Origin of the sequence: Shinella sp. HZN7 (assembly GCF_001652565.1) — a bacterium.
Taxonomy (GTDB): Bacteria; Pseudomonadota; Alphaproteobacteria; order Rhizobiales; family Rhizobiaceae; genus Shinella; species Shinella granuli.
In genome coordinates, this window is sequence record NZ_CP015736.1 from 2,642,440 (window position 1) to 2,656,195 (window position 13,756).

The 13,756-nt window shown below is 63.5% G+C and carries 17 protein-coding genes; 11 read left to right on the forward strand and 6 right to left on the reverse strand.

Annotated features, from left to right (window positions below):
* Positions 1-380: 380 nt before the first annotated feature.
* Both shn_RS12690 and shn_RS12695 read left to right on the forward strand, forming a co-directional pair.
* The gene (locus shn_RS12690) at positions 381-686 is read left to right on the forward strand and encodes a helix-turn-helix transcriptional regulator (RefSeq protein WP_064330728.1); all 306 of its coding nucleotides are present in this window, start codon (positions 381-383) and stop codon (positions 684-686) included.
* Between the two features lie 86 nt (positions 687-772).
* Positions 773-1,894 carry an alkene reductase gene (locus tag shn_RS12695; RefSeq protein WP_064330729.1) on the forward strand — a complete coding sequence of 374 codons (1,122 nt, stop codon included), beginning with the start codon at positions 773-775 and terminating at the stop codon, positions 1,892-1,894.
* Between the two features lie 130 nt (positions 1,895-2,024).
* Here shn_RS12695 and shn_RS12700 read toward each other — a convergent pair whose 3' ends face one another.
* Both shn_RS12700 and shn_RS12705 read right to left on the reverse strand, forming a co-directional pair.
* Positions 2,025-2,270 (reverse strand): hypothetical protein, encoded by a 246-nt coding sequence (locus shn_RS12700; protein ID WP_064330730.1) that lies wholly within the window; start codon positions 2,268-2,270, stop codon positions 2,025-2,027.
* A gap of 252 nt (positions 2,271-2,522) precedes the next feature.
* Positions 2,523-3,725, reverse strand: a complete 1,203-nt coding sequence (locus shn_RS12705) for a pyridoxal phosphate-dependent aminotransferase (RefSeq protein ID WP_064332583.1) — start codon at positions 3,723-3,725, stop codon at positions 2,523-2,525.
* A gap of 325 nt (positions 3,726-4,050) precedes the next feature.
* On the opposite strand from shn_RS12705, the gene shn_RS12710 reads away from it, so the two are divergent.
* The 5 genes from shn_RS12710 to shn_RS12730 all read left to right on the forward strand — a co-directional run bounded on the left by shn_RS12710 (position 4,051) and on the right by shn_RS12730 (position 7,835).
* The gene (locus shn_RS12710) at positions 4,051-4,959 is read left to right on the forward strand and encodes an EAL domain-containing protein (protein WP_064330731.1); all 909 of its coding nucleotides are present in this window, start codon (positions 4,051-4,053) and stop codon (positions 4,957-4,959) included.
* 172 nt (positions 4,960-5,131) lie between these two features.
* The gene (locus shn_RS12715) at positions 5,132-5,332 is read left to right on the forward strand and encodes a hypothetical protein (protein ID WP_064330732.1); all 201 of its coding nucleotides are present in this window, start codon (positions 5,132-5,134) and stop codon (positions 5,330-5,332) included.
* A 74-nt stretch (positions 5,333-5,406) separates the two neighbouring features.
* Positions 5,407-6,579 (forward strand): PQQ-dependent sugar dehydrogenase, encoded by a 1,173-nt coding sequence (locus shn_RS12720; protein WP_064330733.1) that lies wholly within the window; start codon positions 5,407-5,409, stop codon positions 6,577-6,579.
* Between the two features lie 445 nt (positions 6,580-7,024).
* Entirely contained in the window at positions 7,025-7,240 is a 216-nt protein-coding gene (locus shn_RS12725; protein WP_064330734.1) for a cold-shock protein, read from the forward strand.
* A gap of 133 nt (positions 7,241-7,373) precedes the next feature.
* Positions 7,374-7,835: a BA14K family protein gene (locus tag shn_RS12730; protein ID WP_084437969.1), complete on the forward strand. Its 462-nt coding sequence runs from the start codon at positions 7,374-7,376 to the stop codon at positions 7,833-7,835.
* Positions 7,836-7,893: 58 nt separating this feature from the next.
* Here shn_RS12730 and shn_RS12735 read toward each other — a convergent pair whose 3' ends face one another.
* The 3 genes from shn_RS12735 to shn_RS12740 form a co-directional block, all read right to left on the reverse strand.
* Complete coding sequence (locus shn_RS12735) at positions 7,894-8,535, reverse strand: MBL fold metallo-hydrolase (RefSeq protein ID WP_145926009.1); 642 nt, start codon at positions 8,533-8,535, stop codon at positions 7,894-7,896.
* Positions 8,536-8,692: 157 nt separating this feature from the next.
* Positions 8,693-8,857: a hypothetical protein gene (locus shn_RS36400; protein ID WP_162852931.1), complete on the reverse strand. Its 165-nt coding sequence runs from the start codon at positions 8,855-8,857 to the stop codon at positions 8,693-8,695.
* Positions 8,858-8,994: 137 nt separating this feature from the next.
* Positions 8,995-9,453, reverse strand: a complete 459-nt coding sequence (locus shn_RS12740; RefSeq protein WP_064330736.1) for an Lrp/AsnC family transcriptional regulator — start codon at positions 9,451-9,453, stop codon at positions 8,995-8,997.
* Between the two features lie 129 nt (positions 9,454-9,582).
* Here shn_RS12740 and hppD point away from each other — a divergent pair, with 129 nt between their 5' ends.
* Positions 9,583-10,686: a 4-hydroxyphenylpyruvate dioxygenase gene (gene hppD, locus shn_RS12745; protein ID WP_064330737.1), complete on the forward strand. Its 1,104-nt coding sequence runs from the start codon at positions 9,583-9,585 to the stop codon at positions 10,684-10,686.
* 246 nt (positions 10,687-10,932) lie between these two features.
* Positions 10,933-11,202 carry a hypothetical protein gene (locus shn_RS12750; protein ID WP_064330738.1) on the forward strand — a complete coding sequence of 90 codons (270 nt, stop codon included), beginning with the start codon at positions 10,933-10,935 and terminating at the stop codon, positions 11,200-11,202.
* A 54-nt stretch (positions 11,203-11,256) separates the two neighbouring features.
* Here the strand turns inward: shn_RS12750 and shn_RS12755 are convergent, their stop codons facing one another.
* Positions 11,257-12,144 (reverse strand): branched-chain amino acid aminotransferase, encoded by an 888-nt coding sequence (locus shn_RS12755; RefSeq protein WP_064330739.1) that lies wholly within the window; start codon positions 12,142-12,144, stop codon positions 11,257-11,259.
* 270 nt (positions 12,145-12,414) lie between these two features.
* Between shn_RS12755 and shn_RS12760 the strand changes: the two genes are divergently transcribed.
* Both shn_RS12760 and shn_RS12765 read left to right on the forward strand, forming a co-directional pair.
* Complete coding sequence (locus shn_RS12760; RefSeq protein ID WP_245337409.1) at positions 12,415-12,891, forward strand: MarR family winged helix-turn-helix transcriptional regulator; 477 nt, start codon at positions 12,415-12,417, stop codon at positions 12,889-12,891.
* 32 nt (positions 12,892-12,923) lie between these two features.
* Positions 12,924-13,631, forward strand: a complete 708-nt coding sequence (locus shn_RS12765; RefSeq protein WP_064330740.1) for a response regulator — start codon at positions 12,924-12,926, stop codon at positions 13,629-13,631.
* The last annotated feature ends 125 nt before the right edge of the window (positions 13,632-13,756 follow it).

Here is a 13,756-nt window from a genome sequence, read left to right on the forward strand (position 1 = left end):
AGTGCCACCGCACCAGCTGTTCCCCTCTGGAGGTTTTATTACCTTCAAAACTATAAAGGGCCCAAGTTGATCTTGTGGCCCTCTTTTTTTGCCTTCCATTAACCAAAACAGATTTTTCAGCGTTTCTGCAAAACTTGGCACGCGTTTCTCTTGAAGAAGTGCGCCGCCTCTCCCATATTCGATTCAGCCAGCGCACCTGCGGTCTTTCTCCTCCCAGTGCCGCGCGTTGGCTGTTCCCCTCTGGAGGTTTCATACCTTCACACCTGCAGGGCCCGAGCTTCGCTTGTGGCCCTCTTTTTTTGTCGGGACCTCTTGCATCGGACAATGGCGAAACCAATATCGGAAATAACCGATATATCCATCGCCGGACCACGATAGACATGAGCCCGCTCGACACCGACGAAATCCTCAAGGCCCTCGCCCATCCCAAGCGGCTGGAGATTCTCGCCTGGCTGAAGGAGCCGCAGAGCCATTTTCCCGGCCAGGAGCACCCGCTGGACTTCGGCGTCTGCGCCGGTCAGATCGAAAAGCGCTGCGACCTCTCGCAGTCCACCGTCTCCGCCCATCTTGCCACCCTGCAGCGCGCCGGCCTCGTGACGACGCGCAAGGTCGGCCAGTGGGTGTTCTTCAAACGCGACGAAGACAAGATCGCGGCCTTTCTCCACCACATCAACGGCGCTCTCTGAGCAATTCCAGGAAAAGCGTGAAACGGTTTTCCGTCCGGAATTGCGAAAGACAAAGAGCGCTTCCCAAGCCAGAAGAAGGACTATCCATGACCTCGCTCTTCGACCCTCTCAAGATCGGCGACATCCAGCTTGCCAACCGCATCGTCATGGCGCCGCTGACGCGCAACCGTTCGCCGGGCGCCGTGCCGAACACGCTGAACGCCGCCTATTACGAGCAGCGCGCCAGCGCCGGCCTGCTCATCACCGAAGCGACCGCCATCAGCCACCAGGGCCAGGGCTATGCCGACGTGCCGGGCCTCTACAAGCCGGAAGCGCTGGAAGGCTGGAAGGAAGTCACCGATGCCGTGCACAAGGCCGGCGGCAAGATCGTCGTGCAGATGTGGCATGTCGGCCGCATCTCCCATGACACGCTGCAGCCGGGCGGCGGCAAGCCGGTCGCCCCCTCGGCGATCCGCGCCAAGTCGAAGACCTATCTCGTCAATGCCGACGGCAGCGGCAGCTTCGCCGAGACCTCCGAGCCGCGCGCGCTGGAGAAGGCCGAGCTTCCGGGCATCGTGGAAGACTATCGCCGCGCCGCCCGCGCCGCCATCGATGCCGGTTTCGACGGCGTCGAGATCCACGCCGCCAACGGCTACCTGCTCGACCAGTTCCTGCGCTCGGGCAGCAACGTCCGCACGGACGAATATGGCGGCTCGATCGAGAACCGCGCCCGCCTGCTCTTCGAGGTCGTCGATGCCATCACCGGGGAGATCGGCGCGGGCCGCACCGCGATCCGCATCTCGCCGGTGACACCCGCCAACGATGCCTTCGACCCGAACCCGCAGCCGCTCTTCACCCATGTGGTCGAAGGTCTGGCCAAGCATGACCTTGCCTATATCCACATCATCGAAGGCGCGACGGGCGGGGCGCGGGACCACCAGCAGGGCGACAAGCCCTTCGACTATGCGGCGCTACGCGCGGCCTATCACGCCGCCGGCGGCAAGGCGGCCTGGATGGTCAACAACGGCTACGACCGGGCGCTCGCCATCGACGCCGTGGAAAGCGGCAAGGCCGACCTCGTCGCCTTCGGCAAGCTGTTCATCGCCAACCCGGACCTCGTCGAGCGGCTGAAGAACGACACCGTGCTGAACGCGCCGGACAAGGACACGTTCTACGGCGGCGGCGCCAAGGGCTACACGGACTATCCGATCCTCGAAAACGTCGCCTGACATTCGCACCGGGGCGCTGCGCAATCCAGCACCCCGGCGCCGCCTCCCCGAGGGAGGACAGAAACGCCCGCGGCTTCCTCCCCGCGGGCGTTTTCCTTTTGCATGGCCTTCCGCCCCTGATGACCGGGTTTCAGGGGCGGTCGTATTCGCGGGTCAGGCCCTTGTAATACTCGCCGGGATCATAGCGCAGGGTGCGGGACTTGCCCGGATTGTTGAAGAAATAGTCGTAGAACGACATGTACTGCGCCCGCTCGCTGACGACGATGCTGCCGCGCGGCGCCCGCTCGTCGCCGTTCTTGTAACCGTCCGCAGCAAGGGCGGGCCCAGCAACGACAAGGATCGCCAGGACGGCGACGGCAAGTGACTTCCTTTTCATGGTCCTGCTCCAGGATTGGCTTTCCCCCCAATATCGGCAACGAAAGCGGAAATTTCACGGGGGGCGGCAATAAAAAACCCGCCGTCGCCGGCGGGCCGGATTGCTGAACGTTGGCCTCGCCGGACCTGAGCCGGCCATCCATGCCCCGGATGCGGCACCGGGTCCTCGGCTCTAGGCCGAGGATGGCGGCGGCGGGTGGGGGCAAGGTTTGTCGTCCCTGCCTCCCCCTCGCCGGCGGGCTTTGCCCGCCGCTTACTTGCAGGCCGCGCAGAAGCGCTGGATGCGCTTGCAGGCTTCCTCGAGCTGGGCTTCCGACGTCGCATAGGAAATGCGGAAGTTCGGGCCGAGGCCGAAGGCCGAGCCATGCACGACGGCGACGCCTTCGGCTTCCAGAAGCTCCGAAACGAAATCCTCGTCCGTCTCGATGACCTTGCCCGAGGGGGCGGTCTTGCCGATCAGCCCCTTGCAGGACGGATAGACATAGAAGGCGCCTTCCGGCGAGGGGCACTCGATGCCCGTGGCCTGGTTGAGCATGGAGACGACGAGGTCGCGGCGGCCTTCGAAGATCTTCTTGTTTTCCGGGATGAAATCCTGCGTGCCGTTCAGCGCCTCGACGGCCGCCCACTGGGCGATCGAGCAGGCGCCGGAGGTCTGCTGGCCCTGGATCATGTCCATCGCCTTGATGAGGGCGAGCGGGCCGGCCGCATAGCCGATACGCCAGCCGGTCATCGCATAGGCCTTGGAGACGCCGTTCATCGTCAGCGTGCGGTCGTAAAGGCCGGGCTCGACCTCGACCGGGGTCGCGAACTTGAAATCGCCATAGGTCAGGTGCTCGTACATGTCGTCCGTCAGCACCCAGACATGCGGGTGGCGCATCAGGACGTCGGTCAGCGCCTTCAGCTCGTCATGGCTATAGGCGGCGCCCGACGGATTGGACGGCGAGTTGAAGATGAACCACTTGGTCTTCGGCGTGATCGCCTTTTCCAGGTCCTCGGCCTTCAGCTTGAACTTGTTTTCCTGCGTCGTGGCGACGAAGACCGGCGTGCCGCCGCACAGCGACACCATTTCCGGATAGGACACCCAGTAGGGCGTCGGGATGACGACTTCATCGCCCGGATTCATCGTCGCCATGAAGGCGTTGAAAAGAATCTGCTTTCCGCCCGTGCCGACGATCGTCTGCGCGGCCGTGTAGTCGAGACCGTTCTCGCGCTTGAATTTTTTCACGATCGCTTCGCGCAGTTCGGGAATGCCGGAGACCGGCGTGTACTTCGTCTCGCCGCGGTTGATCGCGTCGATGGCGGCCTTCTTGATATTGTCCGGCGTATCGAAATCCGGCTCGCCAGCGCCAAGCCCGATGACGTCACGGCCTTTGGCTTTCAGTTCACGCGCTTTCTGGGAAACGGCGATGGTGGCGGAAGGCTTCACACGGGAAAGGGCGTCGGCAAGAAAGGCCATGATGGAGATGTCCTCATCGGGTTCAAAGACGGCTTGGCGCCATGGACCCGGAGCGCCGGGCTCCATAGCGGTTAGGTCTATGTCGAATGTGGGCGGGTCTTGCAAGCGCGAAGGCGGAAAAAAGCGGGAAAACCAGGCTTCGGCGCAAAAAATCATGAACCCCATCAGCGGAGGGAATGGATTGAAAGCCCGCCCGGAAGAAAATACACTAAATGGTTGAATCGAAGGGAAACACCGAAGATTTTTACGCGAAGGATTAAGCCAACATTAACAGGTGTCGTCTATAGTAACGCGGATCGGGACGTTCCAGCGGATGGTACGCTGCATGAGCGAAAGAAGCATCTTCTCCAATCTCGTCCGGCAGCCGGACGGCGCCTTCGGCGCAGTCTATGGCTCCTTTTTCCTGCAAACCGCCCTCCAGCCGATCTTTCGCGAAGGCGCGGACGGCCGCTTGCAGATCGCCGCCTTCAAGGGGCTGATCCGGGCCAGCGCGGGAAACATGCCCTGCTCCCCGGCGGAATTCTTCGAGCGCGTGCCGGAAGAAGAGCGCATGGCGGTGGACGGCCTTTGCCGCAGCCTGCACATCCTCAATACCGGCGCGCTCGGCCGGCGCGAGGCCGCGCTCGTCATCAATTTCCACGCCGGCCTCTACACGACGCCCCAGGCGATCCGCCAGGAGGTGGAATGGCTGCGGCTTGCCGCACACGAGGCAGGCCTGCCGCCGGCACGCATCGCCTGCGAGATCCGGGAGCACCCGCGGGACGACCTCGATACGCTCGTGCCCTTCGCCGCGCGCCTGCATGACAGCGGCTTTGCCATCGCCATCGACAACTATACCGGCGAAGACCGCGACCTCGAGCGGCTGGAGCGCCTGAAACCGCAATTCGTGACCTTCGATACCGCCTGGCTGCGCAGTTTCGTCGAAAATTCCGCCGGCCTCGCCCTCCTGCGCGTCGTCATCGGCCAGTTCGCGGCAAAGGGCATCCGCGCCATCGTCGGCGGCATCGAGGAACCGGAGATGATCGCGCTGTGCCGCGACATGGGTGGACCATTGATGCAGGGCTACCTGCTCGCCCGGCCGGAACCGGCCCCGACGAGCTTCAACGTCACTTTCCCCGAAGGCGACGACGCGCCGGCACAGACGCCTGCCGCCACGGCCGCAACGGCGGGTTCCGTGCCCGCGGAAAGCCGCGCCGCACGCCCCGTCCGCCAGTTCGGCCGCAGAGGGATCTAGGACGGCGGAACCGTGCGGTCTATTCGGCCGAATGCACTGGAAATCCAGCTTTTTTACCTTGCCATCTTTTTGCCACAATAAATGCCGGGCCTTGCCGCAATTCGGTCCTTCTCGCGCCGATTTCGGCGGGCTTTTTCGTTGCCAAGGCAAGCGAGGGACCGGAGGGAAAACGATGTTTCTGGATGAGGACAAGATCGGCAGGAAGCCCAAGGCACGCGAGTCCCGTGCGATGTTCCTGATCGCGATGACGGCGCTCGCCGCCTGCGTCGCCATGGTGATCAGCCTGATGTCGCCGCCCGCCGTCGCGCTCGACACGATCAAGACCTCCGGCATCGAAAAGACGACCTCTCACATCGGGCCCACGCAAAAGTGAGCCGCCGTCCCGGGCGCCGCCCTTGAAAGCCGCTCGCCTGTGGGCCAGTTAACGGCAGAAGACAGGAGACGGCGATGCGACAGGACAATCGGCCCTTGAAAGACATTCTGGCGGGCGCTGCCGCGACGCTCCTCCTGGCCGCGACGCTGCCGGCCTCCCCCGCATCCGCCGCCGAAACCCGCGAAATCCCCAGCAAGAAGGCCGCGCTCGTCGTCGAGACGCTGGCGACGGGCCTGAAGCAGCCATGGTCCGTCGAGGTCCTGCCCGACGGCGCCCATCTCGTTTCCGAAAAGGGCGGCACGCTCCGCCTGATACGCGACGGCAAGGTATCCGCCCCTCTTCGCGGCGTGCCGGAAGTCTCCACCACCGGCCAGGGCGGCCTGCTCGACATCGCACTCGCCCCGGATTTCGCCACCAGCCGCACGCTCTACCTGACCTACAGCGCCCGCGGCAATGGCGGCTCCGGTACGGCAGTGGCCAAAGCGAGGCTTTCGGCGGACGGCACGGCCCTGGAAGAAACGACGCGCATCTTCCTCATGAACCGCCTCACCTCGCGCGGCCAGCATTTCGGTTCGCGCATCGCCATCGCCAGGGACGGCAGCCTGTTCTTCGGCATCGGCGACCGCGGCGACGGCCCGCGCGCGCAGGATCCGCGCGACCATGCCGGCGCCATCCTGCACATCAACCCGGACGGCAGCCCGCATGCCGACAACCCCTTCCTCGGCAGCAGCGAGGGACTGGCGGAGATCTGGTCGAAGGGCCACCGCAATCCGCAGGGCCTCGCCATCGACCCGAAGGACGGCACGCTGCTCACCGTCGAGCATGGCGCGCGCGGCGGCGACGAGATCAACGTCCCGCAGCCCGGCCGCAACTACGGCTGGCCGCTCGTCTCCTTCGGCCGCCATTATTCGGGTGCGGAGTTCGACCTCGGTTCGGCGGCGAAAGGGTACGAACAGCCACTCTATTATTGGGACCCCTCCATCGCGCCGGGCGCCATCGCCGTCTATCACGGCGACATGTTCCCGGAATGGGAGGGCAACCTGATCGTCGCCGCGCTCAAGTACCAGCTCATCACCCGGCTGGAGCGCGATGAGAGCGGCGCTATCGTTTCGGAAGAGCGGATGTTCGATGGCGAATTCGGCCGCATCCGGGACGTGATCGTGGCGCCCGATGGCGCGCTGTTGCTGCTGACGGACGATACGAACGGCGCGCTGCTGCGCGTCTCGCGCTCGACCACGATGGACTGACGCCACGCGGCCGCGGCCGCCGAAGTATGACGGCCTCCCGCGCGCACCGCGCTTCCTTCGGCAGCGCAATATAAATCATACGAAAACTGCAAAGCCCCGCAAAGCCTGCGGGTTTTTTCGGCAATCGCCCGGAATTTGACCAAAGTGAGGCGCATCAAACCCGCGCCAAAACTTTTGCTTGCCAATTTAACGCAAACACATCACTCTTGCGCCGTTCGGGCAATTTGCGAACACGGGAAGACCTTGAATAAAAGCGCGCCGGAGACGCGAAACAATTCCGGGCAGCCAAGATCCGGACAGTCCACGGGACTATCTGGCTGGCTGGCTGCGGTGAAAACAGGACCCTTTCCTCAACCTCGAGAACTGCCTGCCTAACGCCCCTCGGGGCAAAACTGATATGCTGCCCGCCGCCAAATATACGGGCAGAGAGAAAAGGACCTGACGTATGGCCGAAACTGGCACCGTAAAATTCTTCAACACCGAGAAGGGCTTTGGCTTCATCAAGCCCGACAACGGTGGTGCGGATATCTTCGTACACATTTCCGCTGTGCAGGCTTCCGGCCTGAACGGCCTTTCCGAGAACCAGAAGGTAAGCTTCGACACGGAACCCGATCGCCGCGGCAAAGGCCCGAAGGCGGTTAACCTGCAGATCGCCGGCTGATCCGGCGCCTTACAGGATTTTCAGTTGGAGCCCGGCAGAGATGCCGGGTTTTTTCGTTCAGCCACCGTTCAGCCGCGTTTGTCTAGTTTCCTCGCCATCAGCCGGTATTGGACCGGAACCTGGGAAAGACGCCATGAACAAAGTCCTGAAAACCCTTGTCTTGTCTGCCGCCGTCGCTGCGACGACCCTCACCGCCACGGCCGGCGTCGTTGAAGCGCGTGATCGCAACCGCGATGGCTACTGGCGCGAAGGCGATACCTACGAGTACCGCAAGCCGCGCCGCCATCACCGCGACCGCGACCATGGCCGCGACGCCGTCGTCGGCGGAGCGCTCGGCCTTGCCACCGGCCTGATCATCGGCGGCGCCATCGCCAGCCAGCCGCGCTATGAGGAACGCCGCGTCTATGTCGAGCCGGACTACTATCCGGAACCCGAGCCGCGCGTGATCTACCGCCAGCCCATCGTCGTGCCGAGCTACGAGCCCTGGACCCAGTCCTGGTACGATTACTGCGCGCGGCGCTACCGCTCGTTCAACCCGAACAGCGGCACCTTCATCGGCTATGACGGCCGCGAGCACTTCTGCACCGCAGGCTGAGAGCTATCCGGACCGACATCGAGAGGCGGGCGTCACGCGGCGCCCGCCTCTCTTGCGTTTACAGACCGCGCAGGAACGGATTGGTACGCCGCTCCTCGCCGATCTTGCCGCCCGGACCGTGACCGCAGAGGAAGCCGACCTCGTCGCCGAGCGGGAACACCTTGTCGCGGATGGAGTCGAGAAGCTGCTGGTGGTTGCCGCCCGGCAGGTCCGTGCGGCCGATCGAGCCCTGGAAGAGCACGTCGCCGAGATGGGCGAAGCCCTGGCCGCGGTGGAAATAGATGACGTGGCCGGGCGCGTGGCCGGGCGTGTGATAGACCTCGAACGTATGGTCGCCGAAAGACACCGTGTCGCCGTCCTCCAGCCAGCGGTCCGGCACGACATTGCTCACCTTCATCGGCACGCCGAACATCGAGGCCTGCGCCTCCAGCCGCTGCAGCAGCGACAAGTCGTCCTTGTGCGGCCCGATGATGTCGACGCCGAGCGCCTCCTTCAGTTCCCTGGCGCCGCCGGCATGATCGATATGGCCATGCGTCAGCCAGATCGCCTTCACCGTGATGCCGTTCTCCTGGAGCGTGTTGAGGATCGCCTCGACATCGCCGCCGGGATCGACGACCACGCCCTCCTTCGTCTCGCTGTCGAAGAGAATGGTGCAGTTCTGCTGGAAGGGGGTGACGGGGATGATGCCCGCCTGAAGCATGCCCATGGGGGTCCTCGCTCGAAATGCCGCGTTGCGCCTGATATAGCCATTCCAGCGCCGCGCGCAAAGCATGCTGCAGGACATCAGCTCTTCCGTATAAGCCCTTCAACCGACTCCGGGATTTCTGCGACGAACCACGCGAAGACCGGATGCCGGCTCAGCGCAGGCTGGCGATCTCCTGTGCGGGACCGGTCGCCAGTGTCGGCGAGACGGTGGAAAAAAGCAGCGCCACGACGGCGATGTTGACCGCGGCATAGAGGTAGACGACCGGACGAAGGCGGTTGGCGACCGGGTTATCCTGTTTCGGGCTGTTCGTCTGCATGATCCTGTTTCCTGACTGTCGGCCGCGTTCGGCGCTGTCTCATCCGTTGTGATCGCTTTCTACAACGGCGGCAGAGTCGGGCGTGTTCCTGCGGGAACAGGGCAACGGGGATGACTGTTGCGCGCCGGCAACAGTGCTCAGAGCGGCAGCGCCATCGTCTCCTTCAGCGTATCGAGCACGATGGCGGTCTTCACATGCGAAACGGATTCGTGCGGCAACAGCACGTCGTTGACGAAGGCCGAGAGCGCCTTGAGGTTCGGGACGACGACCTTGATGATGTAGTCCATCTCCCCCGTCAGCGAGAACGCTTCCAGCACTTCCGGCAGGTTGGAGATCAGCCGCGCGAAGCGCACCGCATTGTCGCGGTTGTGCGTCGAGAGCGTCACCGTGACAACGATGACGATGCCGAGATCGAGCTTTTCCCGGTCGAGTTCCGCCCGGTAGGCGCGGATGATACCCTCCTCCTCCAGCCGGATGCGCCGGCGCGAGCATTGCGAGGGCGAAAGATGGATGCGCTCGGACAGTTCGTTGTTGGTCAGGCGCGCATCCTCCTGCAAATGCGCGAGCAGTTTACGGTCGAAGTCGTCCAGTTGCACGGATTAGCCTCCAAATCCCAACATGATGCACGAACATCGCATGAAATTACCAAAGCGCAAGCACTATGCACGCACATTGCATGGAAGACGCGTCATACTTCCCGCCATCACCATCGAGGAGGACGAAGGATGGGCCCTTTCCCGCATGACGCACCGCCGGCGCTGATCACCGCCGACAACCCGGCCGGGACCGACGGGTTCGAGTTCGTCGAATTCGCCCATCCCGAGCCGGAAAAGCTGGAAGAGCTGTTCGCCCGCATGGGCTACAGCAAGGTCGCGACCCACCGCACGAAGGCGATCTCCGTCTGGCGCCAGGGCGACATCAACTATGTCGTCAATGCCGAGCCCGGCTCGCACGCCATGACATTCGCCGGCCTGCACGGCCCGTGCGCCGCCTCCATGGCCTGGCGCGTGGTCGATGCGAACCATGCCTTCGCCCATGCCGTCTCCAAGGGCGCGACGCCCTATGAAGGCAATGACAAGGCGCTCGACGTGCCCGCCATCGTCGGCATCGGCGGCTCGCTGCTCTACTTCGTCGAGAAATACGGCGCCAAGGGCTCCGCCTATGACGCGGAATTCGACTGGACGGGCGAACGCGACCCGAAACCGGTTGGCGTCGGCTTCTATTATCTCGATCACCTCACCCACAATGTCTATCGCGGCAACATGGACAAGTGGTGGGACTTCTACCGCGAGCTGTTCGGCTTCAAGCAGATCCATTTCTTCGACATTGACGGCCGCATCACCGGCCTCGTCTCGCGCGCCATAACCTCGCCCTGCGGCAAGATCCGCATTCCGCTCAACGAATCGAAGGACGAGACGAGCCAGATCGTCGAATACCTGAAGAAGTACAAGGGCGAAGGCATCCAGCACATCGCCGTCGGCACGGACGCGATCTACGACGCCACCGACAGGCTGGCCGACAACGGCGTCAAGTTCATGCCCGGCCCGCCGGACAATTACTACGACCGCTCCTATGTGCGCGTCGTCGGCCATGAAGAGCCGGTCGAGCGCATGAAGAAGCACGGCATCCTGATCGACGGCGAGGGCGTCGTCGACGGCGGCATGACGAAGATCCTGCTCCAGATCTTCTCGAAGACCGTGATCGGCCCGATCTTCTTCGAATTCATCCAGCGCAAAGGCGACGAAGGCTTTGGCGAGGGCAATTTCCGGGCGCTCTTCGAATCGATCGAGGAAGACCAGATCCGCCGGGGCGTCATCGCAGCAGAATAACAACCGCGGCAACCAAGCCACTGCGGGGAAGGAAGAGGCGGTCGCATTGCGGCCGCCTCTTTACGTTCCAAAACTCCGGTGCAGGACGCACACGGGCAAATTGACTTATCCCAATTTTGTCCGCACGTTGCGGATGCCGAGTCTTTCGGCAACGGGCGCGCGGGCTTCAAGCCGCGCCCCGGTAGCGAGGCAAGTGTCCGGCTCGGATCACTCTCCATTCCGGGCGGACCTTTCGGAGGGGAAGTCATGGAAGCATTGATGCCCATCATCACGCAGCTCATCGCCGGTGCCATCGGCGGCAACGTGGCCGGCGCCGCCCTGAAACAGGCGGCCGTGAGCGCGGTCGTCCGCACCATCGTCGGCGCCATCGGCGGTGTCGGCGGCGGCTTTCTCCTGCAGATGCTGGGCGGGGAAGCCGGCCTCTCGGGCCTTGTTGCCGACGGCATCGGCGGCCTCGTCGGCGGCGGCGTGCTGACGGCGATCGTCGGCGCGGTGCTGGGCAAGAAGCCCGCCTGAGCAAACGAAAGGCGGCCCGAAAGGGCCGCCCGGTTCATCACCCGGATTTGCCGCTCACTCCGCAGCGGCGGCGACGGGGTAAACTTCCTTCATGTAGTCGTTCATCAGCGTTTCGCAGATCGTGCCCGGCGTGAAGCGGTAGGGGCCGATTTCCGAGACCGGCGTCACTTCCGCCGCCGAGCCCGTCAGGAAGCATTCGGAGAAGTCCGACAGCTCTTCGGGCAGGATCGCCCGCTCGACCACCTCATAACCGCGGCGCTTGGCAAGCTCGATGACCGTGCGGCGCGTGATGCCGTCGAGGAAGCAGTCCGGCACCGGCGTATGGATGACGCCGTCCTTGACGAAGAAGATGTTGGCGCCCGTGGCTTCCGCCACCCGGCCGCGATAGTCGAGCATCATCGCATCCGCATAGCCCTTGGCTTCGGCGGCGTGCTTGGAGATCGTGCAGATCATGTAGAGGCCGGCAGCCTTCGACTTCGAGGGCGCGGTCTTCGGGTCGGGACGGCGGTACTCGGCGATGTCGAGGCGGATGCCCTTCAGCTTCTCGGCCGGGTTGAAATAGCTGCCCCATTGCCAGATGGCGATGGCAACGTTGATGCGGTTGTTCTGCGCCGAAACGCCCATCATCTCCGAGCCGCGCCAGGCGATCGGCCGCACATAGGCTTCGGAAAAGCCCTGGCGCTTCAGGAGCTCGATGCTCGCCGCGTCCAGCTCTTCCACGGAATAGGGGATCTTGAAGCCGAGAATCTCGGCGGACGTGTGCAGGCGCTGGTTATGCTCGGTCAGCTTGAAGATGCGCCCGCCATAGGCACGCTCGCCTTCGAACACGGCGCTCGCATAGTGCAGGCCGTGCGTCAGCACGTGGATCTTCGCGTCCTTCCAGTCGACGAATTCGCCGTTGAACCAGATTTGCCCATCCAGTTGATCGAAAGGAACTGCCATCGTCTCATCCTCCGGCGCGTCCGCGCCATTCTTTCAAGTTGATTGTTTCGCCTGTTACGGTCTAACCAGAAACGGGCCTGGAGTATCCAACCACGATCGTAATCCGGATTGGGGATCGGAAAAACACCGGATTTCTTCGGCGCCCGGGAACCGCACATTGCGCGGGACCCTAACAAGGGTGGAAAAATATGTCAACAAAGCTGACATATCTTGCTATAAATTACGCGGGGACGGCAAGGCATGAAAGGAAATGACAACGTGGCGCGACAGATGCCGGACAGGAACGGCGTGAGCGAGCTGCACCACGACGCCATGACGGGCGACGGCCGCATCGATTTCGAGATCATCGAGGGCTTCTTCTTCGCCTATCGCGACTTCATTTCCGATCCCGACGCGATCCTGGAAAAGAGCGGCTTCGGCCGCGCCCATCACCGGGTCGTGCACTTCGTCAACCGCGAGCCCGGCATGACGGTCGCCGACCTGCTCGACACGTTGAAGATCACCAAGCAGAGCCTGGCGCGCGTCTTGAAGCAGCTCATCGATTCCGGCTATATCCAGCAGGTGGCCGGCCCCGAGGACCGCCGCCAGCGCAAGCTCTATCCGACGCGGGCCGGACGGGAGCTGGCACTGGCGCTCGCCGAGCCGCAATCCCGCCGCATCGCCCGTGCATTTGAGGCGATGAGCGCGGACGAGCGCCAGGTGGTGATCCAGTTCCTCACCGGCATGCAGAACACCAAGAGCGAATGAACGACTGACAAGCAGAAAAGGCAGGACAGACGATGACCGCTGCCGGCACGCCCTCCGACGACGCATCCCATCTCCTCGTCGTCGACGACGACACCCGCATCCGCGATCTCCTCAACCGCTACCTGATGGGCGAGGGTTTTCGCGTCACCGTGGCCGGCGATGCGGACGAGGCGCGGCGCAAGCTGCGCGGGCTCGACTTCGACCTCATCATCATGGACGTGATGATGCCGGGCGAGAGCGGCCTGTCGCTGACGAAGAGCCTGCGCGAAATCCGCCCCGTGCCGATCCTGATGCTGACGGCGCTCGCCGAATCGAAGGCCCGCATCGAGGGCCTGGAGGCCGGCGCCGACGACTATCTCTCCAAGCCCTTCGAGCCGCGCGAACTGGTGCTGCGCATCAACAACATCCTGAAGCGCAACGCCGCGCCGGTGACGCCGAAGATCGAACAGGTCATGTTCGGGCCCTACACCTTCTCCATCGTGCGCAAGGAACTGAAGCGCGGCAGCGACGCCATCCGCCTCACCGACCGCGAGCAGGAGATCATGCTGCTCTTCTCGCTGCGCGCCGGCGAGACCATTCCGCGCCACGAGCTGATCGGCGAAGAAACAGAAGTGGGGGAACGCACAATCGACGTGCAGATCAATCGCTTGAGGCGTAAGATCGAGGACGACCCGTCCAACCCGGTGTGGCTGCAGACCGTACGCGGCATCGGCTATCGATTGAGCGTGGAGCAAGGCTGACCGTGCGCTGCCAGGTGCAATTCAAGCAGAGGTTCAACACGGGTTTCCGTGCGCATCCGCATGAAGGTCTTGCGGCAAGGTCTTGGCGCGACTCGCACAATCGCGGCTGCACCTTCGCGGAAAAT